Source organism: Viridibacterium curvum (assembly GCF_039544165.1).
Classification (GTDB): Bacteria; Pseudomonadota; Gammaproteobacteria; order Burkholderiales; family Rhodocyclaceae; genus Viridibacterium; species Viridibacterium curvum.
Window position 1 is genome coordinate 467942 of sequence record NZ_BAABLD010000017.1, and the last position, 17376, is coordinate 485317.

At 64.4% G+C, this 17376-nt stretch carries 22 protein-coding genes; 14 read left to right on the plus strand and 8 right to left on the minus strand.

All coding sequences use genetic code 11. The features are described 5' to 3' along the window. Positions 1 to 12: 12 nt before the first annotated feature. Positions 13 to 912: an MBL fold metallo-hydrolase gene (locus tag ABEA02_RS18565; protein ID WP_345534592.1), complete on the minus strand. Its 900-nt coding sequence runs from the start codon at positions 910 to 912 to the stop codon at positions 13 to 15. Positions 913 to 1025: 113 nt separating this feature from the next. Between ABEA02_RS18565 and ABEA02_RS18570 the strand changes: the two genes are divergently transcribed. From ABEA02_RS18570 to ABEA02_RS18610, 9 genes are all read left to right on the plus strand, one after another. Then, a complete protein-coding gene (locus tag ABEA02_RS18570; protein WP_345534593.1) occupies positions 1026 to 1940 on the plus strand; it encodes a LysR family transcriptional regulator in 915 nt (304 codons plus the stop codon). A 151-nt stretch (positions 1941 to 2091) separates the two neighbouring features. After that, positions 2092 to 3231 carry a homocitrate synthase gene (gene nifV / locus ABEA02_RS18575; RefSeq protein WP_345534594.1) on the plus strand — a complete coding sequence of 380 codons (1140 nt, stop codon included), beginning with the start codon at positions 2092 to 2094 and terminating at the stop codon, positions 3229 to 3231. Beyond that, entirely contained in the window at positions 3228 to 4121 is an 894-nt protein-coding gene (gene cysE / locus ABEA02_RS18580) for a serine O-acetyltransferase (RefSeq protein ID WP_345534595.1), read from the plus strand. Before nifV ends, cysE begins: the two co-directional genes overlap by 4 nt. Before the next feature lie 6 nt (positions 4122 to 4127). Continuing rightward, positions 4128 to 4463, plus strand: coding sequence for a nitrogenase stabilizing/protective protein NifW (nifW, locus tag ABEA02_RS18585; protein WP_345534596.1), 336 nt, complete (start codon positions 4128 to 4130; stop codon positions 4461 to 4463). Between the two features lie 19 nt (positions 4464 to 4482). After that, positions 4483 to 4944 carry a ferritin family protein gene (locus ABEA02_RS18590; protein WP_345534597.1) on the plus strand — a complete coding sequence of 154 codons (462 nt, stop codon included), beginning with the start codon at positions 4483 to 4485 and terminating at the stop codon, positions 4942 to 4944. Positions 4945 to 4954: 10 nt separating this feature from the next. After that, positions 4955 to 5407: a hypothetical protein gene (locus ABEA02_RS18595; protein WP_345534598.1), complete on the plus strand. Its 453-nt coding sequence runs from the start codon at positions 4955 to 4957 to the stop codon at positions 5405 to 5407. Between the two features lie 246 nt (positions 5408 to 5653). Then, the gene (locus ABEA02_RS18600; RefSeq protein ID WP_345534599.1) at positions 5654 to 5977 is read left to right on the plus strand and encodes a (2Fe-2S) ferredoxin domain-containing protein; all 324 of its coding nucleotides are present in this window, start codon (positions 5654 to 5656) and stop codon (positions 5975 to 5977) included. Beyond that, a complete protein-coding gene (locus ABEA02_RS18605) occupies positions 5974 to 6459 on the plus strand; it encodes a hypothetical protein (RefSeq protein WP_345534600.1) in 486 nt (161 codons plus the stop codon). The genes ABEA02_RS18600 and ABEA02_RS18605 overlap by 4 nt, the downstream gene beginning before the upstream one ends. Positions 6460 to 6540: 81 nt before the next feature. Beyond that, the gene (locus ABEA02_RS18610; RefSeq protein ID WP_345534601.1) at positions 6541 to 6744 is read left to right on the plus strand and encodes a hypothetical protein; all 204 of its coding nucleotides are present in this window, start codon (positions 6541 to 6543) and stop codon (positions 6742 to 6744) included. Here the strand turns inward: ABEA02_RS18610 and ABEA02_RS18615 are convergent. Then, positions 6732 to 8852: a diguanylate cyclase domain-containing protein gene (locus tag ABEA02_RS18615; protein ID WP_345534602.1), complete on the minus strand. Its 2121-nt coding sequence runs from the start codon at positions 8850 to 8852 to the stop codon at positions 6732 to 6734. The genes ABEA02_RS18610 and ABEA02_RS18615 overlap by 13 nt on opposite strands. A 122-nt stretch (positions 8853 to 8974) precedes the next feature. After that, positions 8975 to 9829, minus strand: coding sequence for a ModD protein (modD, locus tag ABEA02_RS18620; RefSeq protein WP_345534603.1), 855 nt, complete (start codon positions 9827 to 9829; stop codon positions 8975 to 8977). Positions 9830 to 9930: 101 nt separating this feature from the next. Here modD and ABEA02_RS18625 point away from each other — a divergent pair, with 101 nt between their 5' ends. Further along, complete coding sequence (locus ABEA02_RS18625; RefSeq protein WP_345534604.1) at positions 9931 to 10293, plus strand: hypothetical protein; 363 nt, start codon at positions 9931 to 9933, stop codon at positions 10291 to 10293. Between the two features lie 21 nt (positions 10294 to 10314). Here ABEA02_RS18625 and modC read toward each other — a convergent pair whose 3' ends face one another. From modC to ABEA02_RS18645, 4 genes are all read right to left on the minus strand, one after another. Next, positions 10315 to 11493, minus strand: coding sequence for a molybdenum ABC transporter ATP-binding protein (modC, locus tag ABEA02_RS18630; protein WP_345534605.1), 1179 nt, complete (start codon positions 11491 to 11493; stop codon positions 10315 to 10317). Then, complete coding sequence (gene modB, locus ABEA02_RS18635; RefSeq protein WP_345534606.1) at positions 11490 to 12170, minus strand: molybdate ABC transporter permease subunit; 681 nt, start codon at positions 12168 to 12170, stop codon at positions 11490 to 11492. Before modB ends, modC begins: the two co-directional genes overlap by 4 nt. A 204-nt stretch (positions 12171 to 12374) precedes the next feature. After that, positions 12375 to 13118 carry a molybdate ABC transporter substrate-binding protein gene (gene modA / locus ABEA02_RS18640; RefSeq protein ID WP_345534607.1) on the minus strand — a complete coding sequence of 248 codons (744 nt, stop codon included), beginning with the start codon at positions 13116 to 13118 and terminating at the stop codon, positions 12375 to 12377. A gap of 30 nt (positions 13119 to 13148) precedes the next feature. Continuing rightward, positions 13149 to 13961, minus strand: coding sequence for a TOBE domain-containing protein (locus ABEA02_RS18645; protein ID WP_345534608.1), 813 nt, complete (start codon positions 13959 to 13961; stop codon positions 13149 to 13151). A 172-nt stretch (positions 13962 to 14133) separates the two neighbouring features. Here ABEA02_RS18645 and ABEA02_RS18650 point away from each other — a divergent pair, with 172 nt between their 5' ends. The 4 genes from ABEA02_RS18650 (at position 14134) to ABEA02_RS18665 (ending at position 16516) form a co-directional block, all read left to right on the plus strand. Next, a complete protein-coding gene (locus ABEA02_RS18650; protein WP_345534609.1) occupies positions 14134 to 14562 on the plus strand; it encodes a TOBE domain-containing protein in 429 nt (142 codons plus the stop codon). Positions 14563 to 14834: 272 nt separating this feature from the next. Continuing rightward, on the plus strand, positions 14835 to 15074 hold the full coding sequence (locus tag ABEA02_RS18655) for an FmdB family zinc ribbon protein (RefSeq protein WP_345534610.1): 240 nt from the start codon (positions 14835 to 14837) through the stop codon (positions 15072 to 15074). 125 nt (positions 15075 to 15199) lie between these two features. Further along, on the plus strand, positions 15200 to 15970 hold the full coding sequence (locus tag ABEA02_RS18660) for an outer membrane protein (protein WP_345534611.1): 771 nt from the start codon (positions 15200 to 15202) through the stop codon (positions 15968 to 15970). A gap of 129 nt (positions 15971 to 16099) precedes the next feature. After that, a complete protein-coding gene (locus ABEA02_RS18665; protein ID WP_345534612.1) occupies positions 16100 to 16516 on the plus strand; it encodes a GFA family protein in 417 nt (138 codons plus the stop codon). Between the two features lie 224 nt (positions 16517 to 16740). Here the strand turns inward: ABEA02_RS18665 and ABEA02_RS18670 are convergent, their stop codons facing one another. Then, positions 16741 to 17370: a nitrogen fixation protein NifQ gene (locus ABEA02_RS18670; RefSeq protein WP_345534613.1), complete on the minus strand. Its 630-nt coding sequence runs from the start codon at positions 17368 to 17370 to the stop codon at positions 16741 to 16743. Between the last annotated feature and the right edge of the window lie 6 nt (positions 17371 to 17376).

Genomic DNA, 17376 nt, shown 5'->3' on the forward strand with positions numbered 1-17376 from the left:
CGTATCGCTTTATCACCACTGCATCTCGCCCTTGCGCACCTTGGCGCCAATATCCAGCGCGATGCCCAAGCCGGCAGCCGGGTAAGCCTTCTGCATCGCCGCGATCAGCTCGGCGCCGGTCTTCGCCTTCTCGGCCTCGGCATCGAAGCGCTTCAGGTAATCCCGCGTGTAGCGAATGTTGCCGGCATCCAGCGCCGTACCGGCGGCCATGTGGCCGGGCACCACGGTGGCGGGCTTGAGCGCTTCGATCTCGTCGAGCTGCGCATACCAGGCGCTGCGCTCGCTGGGCTTCTGCGTGTCGGCCGTCCACACATGCAGATTGCCGAAGATCGCGATGTTGCCCACCACCGCCTTGATCGACGGAATCCAGGTGTAGGGGCGGTGCGCCAGCTCACCCGTGGTGCCTCGCACTTCAATGGTTTCGCCATCCACCGTGAGCGTGGTGCCCTTCAATGCTTCGGGCACGATGGGCTGTTGCGGCGCGTTGGCGCCCATCTTGGGGCCCCAGAAGCCAAGCTTGCCAGCCAGCTTGGCGGCGATCTTCTCGCGCACGGCCGGCGTGGTCACCACCTGCGCTTGCGGAAAGATCTGCTTCAGCGTCTCGGCGCCAAAGTAGAAATCCGGGTCGGCATTGCTGATGAAGATGGTCTTCAGCGTCTTGCCCGTGTCGAGCACATTGGCCGCCACGCGCAGGGCGTCGGCGCGGGTGAAGCCGCTATCGATCACCACCGCTTCGCTCTTGCCGCTCACCACCACGGCATTCACGTTGAAGCTGTTGCCGTCGGCGTTGTAGACCTTCAGCGTCAGCGGCGCGGTCTGCGCGCTGGCGCCACCGCTGGCGACAACGCCCAGGGCCAGGGCGGGAACTAGGGAGCGGGCGATCTGCCGGGGGCTGAACTTGATGCTGAACATGTGAATCTCCTTCAAGAATGAATGTGCGGGGATGCGACGAGGAGGACTTTAAGTTTTGCGTATTGGTAGATAAAGTACTCAACAGTTGATTATTTGTTGCATGGATCGTCGCAATGGACAGACTGACCGCCGTACGCGTGTTCGTAGAAGTGGCAGACCGGGCCAGCCTCACCCAGGCTGCCGAACAGCTGGAGATGTCGGCCGCGATGGTGAGCCGCTACCTCGCCGCCATCGAGGGCTGGTTTGGCGCGCGCCTGCTGCACCGGACCACGCGCAAGGTCAGCCTCACCGATGCCGGCCTCGCCGCCTTGCCTGCCTGCCGCCAGATGCTGGAGATTGCCGAAGACGTGCAGCACCTCGCCGCCGAGCGCAGCCGCGAGCCCGCCGGCGTGCTGCGCGTGGCCAGCGCCGGTTCGTTTGCCGATGCGCAGCTCACCGCCGCCCTGGTCGACTTCCAGGCGCTGTACCCGCAGGTCGAGATCGCCCTCTCGGTGGGCGACCGTGCGGCCGACCTGGTGGGCGAGCGGGTCGATCTGGCCGTGCGCATCACCAACACGCTCGACCCCGCCATGATCACGCGCCCACTCGCGCGCTGCCGCTCCATCCTCTGCGCCTCGCCGGCCTACCTTGCCCGCCACGGCACCCCGCAAAGCCTCGACGCACTCCAGCAGCACCGCTGCATCGCGCACGCCTTCGGCATCGGCCGGCAATACCGCTTCACGCGCGGCAACGAGCTCATCGAAGTGCCCGTGCGCTGGAGCTTCCACACCAACGAGACGGCCGTACTGCGCCGCGCGGTGCTCTCGGGCGCCGGCATCGGCATGCTGCCCAGCTACTACGTGGGCGACGAGCTGCGCACCGGCGCCCTGGTCGCGCTGCTGCCCGACGAGCAACCCGAAGCGCTCGGCATCCACGCCATCTACCTCTCGCGCCAGCACCAGCCCCTGGCACTGCGCCTGCTCGTCGACTTCCTCGCCGACCGCTTTGGCGGGGACCCGGCACCGTGGGACAGGACGCCTGACACCTGAATGTCGGGGCGATGTGTTTCCACGCCAGACACCACACAAAACCCACATTCCTCACAGCCACCTCGTCGGCATACGCAAAATTAGTCGCATAAAAACAATGCCTTGATGGATGGCATGCAGCTTGCTGAAGTCCCCGCAAAGGGGGTTTCACATGCTGACCGCTTTCACCATCAATGACACGACCTTGCGCGACGGCGAACAGACCGCCGGGGTGTCGTTCACGGCTGAAGAGAAGTGCGCCATCGCCCAGGCACTGTCGGAGGCCGGCGTCACCGAGATGGAGATCGGCATCCCCGCGATGGGCGCCGATGAGATCGAGGTGATCAACAGCATCGCTGCCCTGGGGCTGCCTGCGCAACTGATGGTGTGGGGCCGCATGGTGGATGCCGACGTCAAGGCGGCGCTGCGCTGCCATGTCGATGTCGTACATCTCTCGATCCCCGTTTCGGATGTGCAGATCGAACGCAAGCTGCGGCGTAACCGCCAGTGGGTGCTTGACCAGATCCGCCCCCACGTCGAGCGTGCTGCCGCCACCGGCATGGATGTCAGCGTCGGCATGGAAGATGCCTCGCGCGCCGACATCGACTTCCTCTGCCGCGTTGCCGAAGCCGCGCAGGAGGCTGGCGCGATCCGCTTGCGCTTTGCCGACACGCTGGGCATTCTCGACCCCTTCTCGACGATGGAGCAGATCGGCAAGCTGCGCCGCGCCATCGATATCGAGATCGAGATGCACGCCCACAACGACCTGGGCCTGGCCACGGCCAACACGCTGGCCGCGTTCCGCGCCGGCGCGACGCACGCCAACACCACGGTTAACGGCCTTGGCGAGCGCGCCGGCAATGCGCCGCTCGAAGAAGTGGTGATGGCCATGCGCCACATCCATGGCGAAGACGTCGGCATTGACAGTCACTGCCTGCTACCCATCTCGCGCCTCGTCGAAGCCGCCTCCGGCCGGCCGGTCGCCCCCAACAAGAGCATCGTCGGAGAAGGTGTGTTCACGCATGAATCCGGCATCCACGTGGATGGCCTCATGAAAGACCAGCAGAACTACCAGGGCTTCGACCCCGCCGAACTCGGCCGCGCGCATCGCCTCGTGCTCGGCAAGCACTCCGGTTCGCATGCCGTACAAGCCGCCTACGCGCGCCTGGGCCTGCACCCGACGGCACTCGAAACTGCGCAGATCATCGAGCGCATCCGCGACTACGCCATGCAGACCAAGCGCGAACCCGACGCGCTGGCGCTCGCCCAGTTCTACCTCGAAGCTGCGCGCACGCTCAAGGAAGTCGCATGAGCCCCGAGCATTCGATCCGCGACTCGCTGGCCGCCGCTTCGGTGAATGAGGCCCGCCCCGGCCTCTTCGCCATGCTGCGCGAAGACGTGGCCTGCGTCTTCCAGCGTGACCCTGCCGCGCGCAACACGCTCGAACTGCTGACCATCTACCCCGGCATCCAGGCCCTCGTGCTGCATCGCCTGGCTCATGCCATGTGGAAGATGCATCTGCGCTACCTGCCACGCCTCATCTCCTTCGTGGCGCGCCTCGTCACCAACGTCGACATCCACCCCGGTGCCACCATCGGCCGGCGCTTCTTCATCGACCACGGCGCCGGCGTCGTGATCGGCGAAACAGCCGAGATCGGTGACGACGTGACGCTCTATCACGGCGTCACTCTCGGCGGCACGACCTGGAACCCCGGCAAGCGCCACCCCACGCTGGGGCATGGTGTCGTGGTCGGTGCAGGGGCGAAGATTCTCGGGGCCATCACGGTGGGCGACCGCGCACGCGTGGCGGCCAACTCGGTGGTCATCGAAGACGTCACCGCCGGCATGACCGTGGTCGGCATTCCCGGCCGCATGGTTGTGCCGCGCAGCCAGCGCCGCATCACCGACAGCGGCATCGACCTCGACCACCACCAGATGCCCGACCCCGTCGGCAAGGCCATCGGCTGCCTGCTCGACCGCATCGGCGAACTGGAACAGGAAGTGCTTCGCATGCGCGGTAGCAAGACAGCCCCCGGCTCGGCCAACTGCGCCGAGCCGCCCCCCGAGGGGGCAAAGAAAGTCTTGGGGCGGCCCGGCGACTTTCTTTCCGTCACGCCAACGACCGCCTGCGGCGACTGTGACGACACCTGTTCCCAACCGACTTTCGATGGCAGCACGACTGCCACGCATCACCCGGAGTAAGCCACCATGAACGAACTCACTACCCGCCTCGCCAAGCTCTCTTCGGCAGAAGAGTTCCTGGACTTCTTCTCGCTGAGCTACGAACAGTCGGTCGTCAATGTCAGCCGCCTGCACATTCTCAAGCGCTTCTACCAGTACCTGCGCCGCGACCCCGAGCTGGCCAGCCTCAGCGACGAAGCGACGCTGTACGCACGCTATCGCAGCCTGCTGGCGCAAGCCTACGAAGACTTCGTGAAGTCGACGCCGGCGCAGGAGAAGGTCTTCAAGGTATTCCAGGATACCGACGGCAAGCAGAGTGTCACGCTCGACAGCCTGCGCTCCACCCTGCCCTCCGCTGCCTGATCCGCCTCGGCCCGCCAGCATGAACGAGATCCAGCTCTTCCTCTCCCACGCCATCCAGCTCGAACGCGAAGCGGCCGAGCGCTACCAGGAACTGCACGCTGCCATGACCGAGGCAGGTCATGGCGAGGCGTCAGCCTTCTTCGGCACGATGGCCGTGTTCGCCCACAAGCACCTGGACGAAGCCGTCGCCATGGGCGGTTCGCACGCACTGCCCGAGCTCGATCCGAATGCCTTCCGCTGGTTCGGTGGTGTGTCACCCGAAGCGCCGGATCTGGAGTCGCTGTCGAGCATGGTCGATCTGCAGACGGCGCTGCTGATGGCCCTGCAGGGCGAGCACCGCAGCCACGTGTTCTACAGACAGGTCAGCGAGTTGAGCCAGGACCCGGAAGTGCGTCGCGTCGCGGGCGAGTTCGCGGCGGAGGAAGCCGAGCACGTCGCAGCCCTGCAGCAGTGGCTGGCACGCACGCCCGTCAAGGCGTGAGGGATTGGCCATGAGCAACACGAAACTGTTCCTGGCGAATGTCGTGGCGCTCGAAGGCGAGGCCGCCAGTCATTACGAGGCCTTTGCGCAACGCGCACTCGCAGCGGGTGACAGCGAGCTGGAAGCCTTCTTCTCGGGCCTCGCCGAACTGACCCGCCTGGAGGCCGCCGAAGCCAGCGCCAATGGCGGGCTGGAGATGCGCGCCAGCATTCACCAGCACCGCATCGAGCGCAGCGCGCCCGCCCCGCGCAGTGCCGTGCGCGTGGGCAGTGACGCCCTGCTCGAACTGCACCGCGCGATGACCCTGGCCCTCGAACTCAAGCGCCGCAGCCACGCGTATTACGCCAGCATCGCTGCACTGACGGCCGACAACGAACTGAGCCAGGTGGCAAGCGTCTTCGAACACGAAGCCGCCGGCCACCTCGAAGCCCTGGAGAAATGGATCGTGCGACTGAGCGTGTAAGTCCCGGCACAGCAACCCCTCCCGACCTCCCCTTGTCAGGGGAGGAGCCAACCACCACGCGCCGACCGCCTGGTGGCAAGGCGGAACGCCTGGGTTGCAAACGCGCAACCTGCCCCTCCCGCAACAAAGGGAGTCTGGGAGGAGTTCATCGCATAAGCCACCTGACGCACAACAACCTGACCCGAACCCCCATCAGCCTGCCGGCCCCACCGGCAACGCATCACCCGGCAACAGAAAGGAACCATCATGGCCAAGCCAATCCGTCACGTATTTGTCTGCTCGCAGTCCCGTCCTGCAGGGCATCCGCGCGGCTCCTGCCAGCAGAAAGGTTGCGGCGATGTGCTGCAGAGCTTCTGGAGCGAGCTGCAGAAGCGCGGCGTGTATGACAAGGTTGCCGTGACCTACTCGGGCTGCCTCGGACCCTGCGATGCGGGCACCAACGTGGTCGTCTATCCCGAAGGCGTGATGTACAACAACGTCACAACGGCCGACGTGGCCGAGATCTTCGACAAGCACCTCATCGGTGGCGAGCCCGTTGCACGCCTGATGCCGCCCGAGGCTGTGTGGTGAACCTCTTTACCGGCGAATCCTCTGACGAATACTTCGGCGGCGAACTGACGCCGGCGGCGCGGCGCATGCTCGACCAGCTTGCTACGGCGACACCCGCCGAATTCGAATCACTGCTTTGGACCGCTCAGGTCAGCAGCCCCGACTGCCTGCCCGTGTACTACCTGCTCTACAAGTACCACGCCAGTCGCCGTCAGTTCGATCTGGCCGAGAAGGCTGCGCGCAGTGGTCTGCTGCACGCGGCGCAACAGGCAGGCCTGCCCGCCGACTGGCAAGCAGCAGAGGCCGGTTGCGCCGACTTCAGCCATACCGGACCGGCGCGCTTCTGGCTGTTTACGCTCAAGGCGCTCGCTTTCATCCTGCTGCGCCAGGGACGCACAGAGGAAGCCAGCGCTGCGTTAAACAAGATCCGCCAAGTGCATGGCGGCGCCTCAGGTCTCGGCGATGACGTGATCGCCGCTTTGCTGGAGGGCAGCCGCAACTGATTCCACACGCCAGGCGCCAGCGATGGCCCGCAGCGCCTGGTCGATTACATACAAGGCCGACCCCTGACAGGAGTAATCCCCATGAACATGAAGACCGTGAACTTCGGCGATGCAAGCGCTGACGCGAATGCCGCCTACGTGAAGCTCGATGACGTGAAACCGCTCGTCGATGCCCTCGAAAAACTGATCTGGCAGGTGCACTACGGCAAGTTCATCGATGCCTCGGCGGCGGCCACGGCAGCGACCAACCTGCTGGCGACACTGCGCACGCCTCAGGCCGCGTAGCGGCACTGGTTCTTGCCGGCGCGCTTGGCTTCGTACATGGCGTGGTCAGCGCGCGCCAGCAGCTCGTCCGGACTGATGCCGGCACGCGGCGGGTACAAGGCGATGCCGATGCTGGTCGTCATGACCACCGGCGTACTGCCGAGCTGGAAGGGTTGCTGCATGGCCGAGATGATCTTGCGGGCAACATCCTGCGCATGGTCCGCTCCCATCGCCAGGCTTTCGAGCAGGACCGTGAATTCGTCACCCGCGAGACGCGCCACCGTATCGGTCTGTCGCACCGCCGCCTGCAGACGAGCGGCGAACTGGCGCAGCAGCTCGTCCCCCATCTCGTGCCCCATGGTGTCGTTGATCTTCTTGAATCCATCAAGATCAAGGAAGAGCACGCCGACCGGCTTGTCCCAGCGGTCGGCACGCGCCATGGCCTGCGGCAGGCGGTCGAACAGCGCACGCCGGTTTGGCAGCCGAGTCAGCTCGTCCTGCAAGGCACGTTGTTCAAGCTGTCTTTCAAGCGCCTTGCGCAGGGTCACGTCCTGCGCCATCACATAGACGCCGACCACCTTGCCCTCTGCGTTGGCGTGAGGGATGAAGCTGCAGGCCAGCGTGCGCTCCATCTCGCTCTGCATCACCGAGTTCTCGAAATGCACCTCCTCGCCGGCGAACACCTTGTCGAGGTGTTCTTCGACGCGCTGCCGTGCCTGCTCATCGAGCAAGGAGGCAATGCGCCGACCTGTGATCTCCGCAACGGGCAGGCCAAAGAACACGCCATAGGCTTCGTTGTTGAAGCGGTAGCAGCGCGACTCGTCCAGGTACGCAATCATCACCGGCAGATTGTCGGCAATTGTCCTCAGCTTCTCCTCGCTCTCTCGCGCCGTTAGCTCGGCCGCCGCTCTCTCGGCCAGTGCGAGGCCGAGATGCCTGTTGGCCTCGCCCAAAGCCGACGTGCGGTCGTCGACACGCTGTTCCAGCTCGGCAAGCAGACGCACCTCGGCCTGCAGGGAATCCCTCAACGCGCACGACAGCACGCTGGCCTCGCGGTAGTCTCGCAGCTCGGGGATCTCACCCTTGCCCGGGTGTGTCGCCAGCTGCATCACGGCCTCACTGAGCGCTTCCAGCGGGCGGGCCACACGACGCGCCAGCAAACTGGCGAAAACCAGCACCAGCACGCCCGTGGTAGCGCAGGTCACGCCTATCTGTAACTGCAGGGTCTTGTACTCGGCCAGCGCGACCGCTTCGTGCCGGCGCGCCAGAACGATCCAGCCCAGGCCTGGATAGTTGCCATGGCCCCGCGTCCGCACAAAACTCGTCACATAACGCTGACCATCGGGCCACGTTTCCAGCCGGTAGCCCTTGTCGACCTGCTGCGCCCGCCGCACGCTCTCCAGCGTCAGCTTGCTGCCGCGCATTTCCTGTGGCCCCAGCAAGACCTCGCCGTCCGCACGCAATACCAGTATGTCGGCCTTCAGCACCTCGCCGCGCGGCTCGATCAATTGCTTGTTCAGCTTCTCAGCCCAGGTCCAGCTCAGGTGCGCGCCCACCACTCCCTGAAATTTGCCGTTCTTGCCTTCGACGGGAAACGCCACGTCAACGAAGCGCCAGGGCTCTGCCTGCTTGGGCAGCTTCTTCTCGAGCAACAGTGCCGCGTGCACGTCACCCACAAAGGCTTTCTGTTGTGCGCCGGCAAACCACGGACGCTGACTGACGTCCGCGCCTTCCAGCAGGCCTCCGGTCGCTGCCTGAACCTTGCCGTCCGCTCCTGTCAAACCAATCCAGGCGTATTCGGGCACGTTGGTCTTGAGCTGCTCCAACGCGGCACGCGCCTCAGCGGGATGTCGCCGCCCGTCGCGGATGGCCTCACGGCCTGCCAGCAGACGGATTTCGATGTAGCGCTCCCACATGCCGCGGTCCAGCGCATCGCGCATCTGCCATGCCACCTGGTTGAGCGCCTCACCGGCTTGACGCTCCACCGCCTCGCGCGCGAAACGCTCCAGAAAGAACAGCATGGGCAGAACGGTTGCCAGCACAACACACAGCACACCGACGCGCATCCAGGCCGACAAAGCCCAGGCAGGGCGTTGTTGCGCAGCGTCGTGCGTACCGTGTTCCGTCATGCCTGCAACTCACTCCCGGCGCAAGGCCAGCTGTCTCAGGGTCAGGCGGGCATAACGGCAGATCTGGCTGAAAAATGAAGCCCACCCGGCGGAATGCCGGGCGGTCAAACCCGACGCGCGCGTCAATCGCAAACAGTCAGTCTGACCGCCACATCGCGCGGTGGCGCAAAGTATGGCGCGCTGCTTACGAGGAAGTCGGCACCGGCGCGCGCGTAATCCTCGGCATTGTCAGCCTTCACGCCGCCGGCGGCAGCCAGGCGTGCGCGCGTCCCCGCTGGCAGTGCCGCGCGCAGCGCAGCCACGCTGGCTGGCGTGAACTTCTCCAGCTGCAATACGTCGACACCTGCGGAGGCCCACAACAAGGCCTCATCAACACTTGCGACCTCCACCACAACGGCGCGCTCTGGCCATTGCTGATGCAGGCGCCCCACTGTAGCGGCGGGCTCCTCGTCAAGAAAGACGCGATGCTCGGCAAACACGAGCAAGGTCTCAGACAGGCTCAGGCGATGCGGTACGCCCCCGCCGGCCAGCACGGCCTTGATCGCCGCCGTCTTGGTGCCCGGAAAGTTCTTGCGCGTGCAGGCTACGGCGCAGCCGGCACGACCACGCTGCGCCGCCGAGACGATGGCGGCCGTGCCGCTGGCAATGCCGGAGAGATACTCCATGAACGTCTGCGCCGTCTTCCAGACCCGCTGCAAGCCCGCCACGTCTCCCTCCAGCGTCAGGATCGGTGTACCTGCGGCAAGCGCACTGCCGCTCGCCGCGACGTCACCCACGCACCGCAGGCCACGCAGCGCGCCCATGCGCACGGCCTCCTCGCTGCCGCACAGACGCATCTCGTGGCGTGCGGCAAACAGCATGCGCCCGCGGCGCCCTCCTATTCCGAGCGCATGCGTCGTGGCATCGCCTTGCGGCGCATCTTCCTGCAGCAATTGCTCCAGCAGGCTGTCGGGCAGGGTGTAGGGGTTCAGGCTCATCGGCAACGCTCCGGCAAAGCGACGGGCACTCTTCTTGCACCATCGCTATATATCGACAGTTACAACGAAATCAGCTGCCTCATTCGCGACAAAGGCCACACATGGAACGCATACCCGAGCACTGGAACCATCGTTTGCCGTTGACGCTGCAAGACCTGGTCATCGCGCCCGTCACGACAGAGTCCTTCCACGACGACAGCGTTCCCGCATCCAAGTGGCGCGGCTACGATGCGGCCGGCGAGCTGTGCTACTACCACCACACCTATACGCTGTGGCAGGAACAGTTCGACGAAGAAGACCAGCCCTGGTTGCGACAGCTCGAAGCCGAATCACTGGAAGCCTGGCGCTGTCACGATGGCAACTGGCTGCGCCGACTGATCCGCGGAAGCACGGGTGGCCATTGTGGTGGTCGCGAAGATCGCGGTTTCGAACTGGTCTCCGCGCGCGAGATTCCACGCCTTTAAGGCTCGCTGCAGTAGGCATGCTCAGGTGAGCAGCGCCACACTCTTCACCTGGGCGTGCACCGCCTGCCCGACCTCGAGGGCGAGCAAATCGCGCGAACGCCGCGTGATGCGTGACACCAGCATCGCCCCCTCGGCGCTCCCGGCCTCACCGATGGCGAGTCGCACGTTGACCTTGTCTACGCCATCGTCGCGAATCTCCAGCACCGTCGCCGGTACGGCATTGAGGATGGAACTCGGCCCCGGTTGTACGGTAGCCAGACTCACATCGCGCGCCAGCACACGCGCGCGCACCTTGCTGCCGATGGCGCGTGTCGCCCCCCCCACAAGCAGGCTGCCACCTGCAAAGGCGATGCGCGACAGGCTGTAGTGCTCGTCACGCTCAACGACCCGCGCATCCAGCACGCTCCCCATCTCGTCGCTGAAGCTGCCTTGCAGGTCCAGACGCGTCAGCACTTCGGCTGCCGGCCCCGTTGCCAGCACGCGGCCTTGCTCCATCAAGACGATGTGATCAGCCAGGCGGGCGGCTTCCTCGACCTGGTGCGTCACGTAGAGCACCGGGATCTCCAGCTCATCATGCAGTCGCTCGAGGTAAGGCAGGATCTCCTGCTTGCGCGCGTTGTCGAGTGCGGACAGCGGTTCATCCATCAGCAACAGCTGCGGCCGCGTCAGCAGTGCCCGGGCAATTGCCACGCGCTGCCGTTCGCCGCCCGACAAACCCTCGGGTTTGCGCGCCAGCAGATGCGCGATGCCGAAGCGGTCCGCCATGACCCGAATCTCGTCTTCATTCACACGCCCGGTAGCGCGCTTCATGCCGAAGGCGAGGTTGCCGCGCACATCGAGATGCGGGAACAGGCTGGCCTCCTGAAACACATAGCCAATCGCGCGCCGCCAGGTCGGTGCGAAATCCCGCCCCTTCTGCCAGCACTCACCGTTGAGCGCGATGTGCGACTCCCTCGCCCGCTCCAGCCCTGCCACACAACGCAGCAAGGTCGTCTTGCCCGAACCGGAATGGCCAAACAACACCGTGATGCCCTTGCCCGGCAGCGACAGATCAACATCCAGCCTGAAGCCGGGGAAGCCATGCTGCACGCGCAGCCGTAGCCCGGATGCAGGCGATACGCCGGACTCCGGGAGCACCTCGGCCACTCCCGGATTGCGCTGTGCTTCATCCGCGCCACGCCGCTGATCCCGCCCGCTCATGATCGCGCCCTCCGTGTATCCGGGTTGAGGGTGTACAGCGCCAGCAACACGATGAAAGAGAACAGCACCATGCCGCCAGAGAGCCAGTGCGCCTGGGCATACTCCAGCGCCTCGACGTGGTCATAGATCTGGACTGACACCACGCGAGTGATGCCCGGAATGTTGCCGCCAATCATCAGTACCACGCCGAACTCCCCTACGGTGTGCGCAAAACCGAGAATCGCCGCGGTCAGGAATCCCGGCCGCGCCAGCGGTACGACCACCGACCAGAACGTATCCCAGGGCGAAGCGCGCAAGGTGGCCGCCACCTCCCGCGGACGCACGCCAATCGCCTCGATGGCGTTCTGGATCGGCTGCACCACGAAAGGCAAGGAGTAGAAGGTCGACGCCACGACAAGCCCCCAGAACGTAAAGGGCAGCAGCCCCAGGCCCAGCCATTGCGTCAGCTTTCCAAGCGGCCCGTTTGGCCCCATCAGCAACAGCAGGTAAAAGCCGAGCACGGTTGGAGGCAGCACCAGCGGCATCGACACCAGCGCACTCACCGTGCCGCGCAGCCGCGAGTGCGTATTGGCCAACCACCAGGCCAGGGGCGTGCCCAGCAGCAAGAGCAGCACGGTTACCGTGCTGGCCAGCTTGAGGGTCAGCCAGATGGCGGACCAGTCTTGTTCAACCAGCATGTCGCACCCTTGCACCTGAAATCATTGTTTGTTGAGCACCGGAGAAGCCTGCGGAACGCTCGTCGTTCCCGCCAGCTTTATGCACGGCATCGCCGCACAACGCTCCCCTCCCCCGCACATGGCGGGAGAGGGCTGCGGAGGGAACCCGGCGACTTTGAAAGACACTGGATTCCCGCCTTCGCGGGAATGACGGTATTGGAGGTTTCAAAACGCATACCCATACGATTTGATCACCGCGCGCGCCTTGTCCGTCTTCAGGTACTTCAGCAGCGCATCTGCAGCCGGCTTGCCGACCCCGTTATTGAGCAGCACCGCATCCTGCCGGATCTGCGTGTAATCACCCGCCGGCACAATCCAGGCGGAACCGCTTTTGAGCGCGCCGTCCTGCCACACTTGCGACAGTGCGACGAAGCCCAGCTCGGCATTGCCCGTGCTCACGAACTGGAAAGCCTGCGAGATGTTCTCGCCCTGCACGATCTTCGCCTGCACGCCATCCAGCACGCCGAGCTTCCTGAGCACCTCGATACCTGCTGCCCCATAGGGTGCAGTCTTCGGGTTGGCGAGCGAGAGCTTGTTGAACTCCCCCTTCTTCAATACCTCACCCTTGTCATCAACGAAGCCGGGCTTCGCACTCCACAGCACCAGCTTGCCTATGGCATACGTGAAACGGCTACCCTTGACGGCAGCGCCTTCGGCCTCCAGCCTCGCAGGCGTTTCATCATCTGCCGACAGAAACACCTCGTACGGTGCGCCGTTCCTGATCTGCGCGTAAAACGCCCCCGTCGCACCCGTCGACACCACGGCCTTGTGCCCTGTGTCCTTCTCGAAGTCCGCCGCGATCTTCTGCATGGGTGCGGTGAAATTGGCCGCCACGGCCACCTTCACTTCATCGGCAAATGCTGGCGAAGCAAGACATAACAAAGCGAGCAGGGCAAAGTGGTTCTTCATGATGAGACCTTTCAGCAATGGCAATCAGATTCAGTCAAACGCACACAGCATCACGGTGGATGCCTTGAACACGGCACAGGCCTCGACGCCTTCGCGCAGGCCCAGTTCAGTCAGTGAATCGCGCGTGATCAGCGCACTGACGGTGCGCCCGCCCGGCAGGCCCAGCACCACGTCGACGGCCACCGGCCCCTCGTGGATGCGCTGCACGACACCCCACAACTGGTTGCGTGCAGAGATGCGCAGGCTGCGATCCGTCATCAGGATCACGGCCGAGGCATTCACCCAGGCATGCAGCTCGCGACCAATGCCCAGCTGCAACTGCTCGGCGCCCTCGGCAGAAATCTGCGCGATCACTTCATTCACGCCATCGAAGCGGATGCCCACCTCGTAGGTCACCTCGCCCGCCCGCAGCGTCGTCACCGGGCCGACGAACTGGTTGCGCGCGCTGGGCGTGATACCCACGCTGCGCATCAGCCGGCGCAAGGCCTGCGGGTCATCGGCAGCCGGGTCCTTGAGGCTGGCCGTGACGCGGTCGAGCGCGCGCTGGTATTCCGCCTCCATCGCGCGATACAGCGCAATCACGCGCCGTCCGTAATCGGTGAGCCGCGTGCCGCCACCGCGCTTGCCACCGACCAGACGATCCACCAGCGGCTGCTCGGCGAGGTTGTTCATCGCGTCGATCGCATCCCACGCCGCCTTGTATGACAGCGGCACTTCGCGTGCAGCCTGCGAAATCGAGCCGCACTGCTCGATGGCTTCGAGCAGGCGGATGCGCGTGTCGCCCAGAAAACTGCCGGCGGCCAGATCCACGCCGAAGCGGCCGATCATGCGTTGCGCTTTCATCGCACCCTTTCCCCAGTGATGGCAATCCCGACCGCTATATATTTCCGAATACACTGCATGACGTGCCAAACCCCTGAAATCATCATCGTTCCATTGACGCCGTTATGGTTGAGACGTCGCAGGTACCGCCGCTAAAGTCCGCCTCATCCCCTCAGCCACAAGGCCTGCCGACATGAACATCAGCGCTCGCAACACCTTTCCAGCTACCGTCAGCCACATCACCATCGGCCCGGTCAGTGCCGAAGTCGCGCTCACGACCAGCGGCGGTGACAGGCTCGTCGCCACCATCACACAGAGCAGCGCCACGTCGCTGGGACTCAGCATCGGCACCCCGATTGTCGCGATCGTCAAGGCGTCCAGCGTGATGGTCATGACCGACAGCCCGAGCATGAAGCTGTCGGCGCGCAACTGCCTCGCCGGCGTCATCAAACGTGTCACGCAAGGCCCGGTTAGCGCCGAAGTCATCATCGCCCTGCCCGGCGGCACCGAGGTCTTCGCCAGCATCACACGCGATGCGGTCGTTGAACTCGGTCTCAGGGAAGGCGTTACGGCCACGGCAGTCATCAAGTCCTCCAGCGTCATTCTCGGCGTGCCCGCCTGACGCTGACTCGCCCCGACAATCACGACACACTCGCTATATATCTACCACCATAGCGATAAACGTGCCAGACGAACACAGGCCCCAGGCGCCCCGATGCACGCATCCTGCTCTGCCCGGAATGGATACGCTGAATGCGTCATTCCCGCTAAGGCGGGAATGACGCGTCTGGATTCTTGACAGCCTCTCACCCACCTCGAAGCCCGGACGACTCCCTTTCCCACCGGCACTGCTCTTGCTCAGAAGGGGTAATACGCCAGCCCCGGAGCCTTGCGATGCCCCTGTTCGACTTCCATTGTCGCGATTGCGACAAAACCAGCGAGCTGCTGGTGCGCAGCAGCGACACCCCCGCCTGCCCCCACTGCGGCAGCGCCGAAATCGACAAACTCGTCTCCATGCCCGCCGAACCCGGCAAAAGCAAAGGCATCATCCAGCGCGCCCGCGCCCAGGCCGCAAAGGAAGGGCATATGAGCAACTTCTCGGCGGGTGAGCGGAAGAAGCTGCTGAAGACCTGACACACGCTACGCCCTGAAGCGATTCCTTCAGAACGCTTTCCCGGAGCCGATGTTTAGCAGACCTGCCACGCACTCATCCTGCTCGGCAGTCTCTCCACTCTCTGCTGACCCTCCCGGAAGGAACCATGAAAAAGATACTTCGATATACCGCCATCGTGCTGGCTTTTGGCGGCAGCGGCGCAGCACTCGCGCAATCGGAAGCTGCGGCAACATGGTCGGGCTTCAGCGCAGGAGGCGTCCTCGGGATGACCTACAGCCGCGCCAACGCCGTCACCACGACCGGTCGCCTGCAGTACTTCGACAACTTCGACGCTGCACAGATTGGCCGAACGGGGAACAACGATCTAACCCAGTCGCGACTCAGCGGGGGACTGGTACTCGGTTACGGGCAACAGTTCAACCAACTGTTTATTGGCGTCGAAGCCAGCGCGAGCACACTGTATTTCAACAGGGATCATGAGAAGAGGGAGATCTTTGATTCCCCCGTGGCACCGGCCGGGACGGGCATGACAATCAAGCAATCAGTCTCTGCCGACTGGCTTGCCGGATTGCGTCTGCGCGCAGGCCTCACCGACCACAACCGGCTGATCTACTTGACTGGTGGACTGGCTGCCACGCGGATCAAGATGGAAACGACCTATGTGGACGACGCCTGGAGTGGCTATTCGCAGGGCTCAAGGTCCAAGAACAAGCTGGGCTGGAGTCTTGGCTTCGGAGGCGAGTACAACGTGGGCAAAAGCTGGGCTCTGCGCGGCGAGTACCTCTACAGTCGATTCGGCTACACCTCGGTCACGACCGATGTCACCTCGACCAACAATAGCGGGGGCACCCTGGATCACAGGGCCAACCTGGAAGTCCATAGCCTCTACCTCGGCTTGACCCGACGATTCCAGTAACACGGCTCGGGGCGGCGAGCTACCCGGCTCGCCGTTCATCATCGCTGCCACTTTCCTCGCGCTCGGGTACATTCACAGGGAACGCCGCCTCCATTCCCGGCGGGGCGGAACCCGAGCGAAGGAGCACTCATGAGCAACCATACCGGCGGCTGCCTGTGCGGCCAGATCCGCTATCGCATCAACGCCGAGCCCGGCGCATCGCGCATCTGCTGGTGCCGCGATTGCCAGAAGATCGCCTCGAACGGCACGGCGAACGCCATGTTCCCCAGCGCCGCCATCGAAGTCACCGGCACTCTGGCCCGCCACGACAAAACAGCTGACAGTGGCAACACGGTCACGCGCAGCTTCTGCCCCACCTGCGGCACCCAGCTCTTTTCAGATTCAAGTGGGCGCGCGGGCCTGACCGTCGTTCGTCTGGGCACACTCGACGACCCTTCGTCGATCAAACCCACGGCAAACATCTGGCGCGCCAGTGCGCCGGGTTGGGCGTGTGTGGATACGTCGCTGGAAACGCATGATGCCGCGCCAGTACCCGCGAAAAAGTAAGCGCCAGCCGGGCTCAAGGGCAGGGTGAATTTCAATCCGCCAACATGCTCAGCAGAGGTGTCGCGCGGTCTGCGGCATGGAATTGTGCGGTTGAAACCGCACCTACGAACGACCTTGCTTCGGGTGCGATTGACATGGCGGCAAGGCGTGAGAATTCCCCGGACAGCAGCGTGCCTTCGCGGGAATGACTGCAATCAGGGCTGGGGGCTGACTCGCCGGGTTCGTCAGGCCTCCGGCCCGAAGCACACCTGGTAGTCCGTGCACACGCCGCAACTCGGCGCTTTGCAAACACGGATCTCGGCGCGCTCGCAGAGTTGCAGATAGAGAAATTTCTTCCACTTCATGTCTTGCCGGTTGCGCGCTGCCAGCGTGGTGAAGAAGCCGTGCAGGAGTTCGGAGAGAATCCTGCGCGACGGCAAGTGCATGTCCTGCCACAGGTGGTCTTCGCCTACGCAGGCGGTGGCGATGGCGTGTGCGAGATGGCGGCTGTCGTCGTCCGCCACGGTGCGGTAATCAACCAGCAGCGTGACGATGTCTTCGAGTTCCAGTGCATCGTCGAATGCACTGGGTGACGCCAGCGACTGCCAGCTCAGCGACAGCGCCTGCGTGCAGCCGGGAAAGTGTGTTTCGAGCAGCTCGCGCGTCTGCGCGGCATCGAGGCCGAAGAACGGCAGGCAGTGCAGGCCGCGCGTAACCCAGCTGCCGGCTGCCACGCCGGCGAGCGCAATGCTGACGCCATAGGCCGGGCGCGGTGCGAGGCGCAGCAGCGCGTCACGCAGGGCGGCGGCGGACACGCCCTCCCCGCACGAAGCGGGCTGACTGGGGGTGAGGCCTTGTACGACGCCCGCGAGCATGATGTG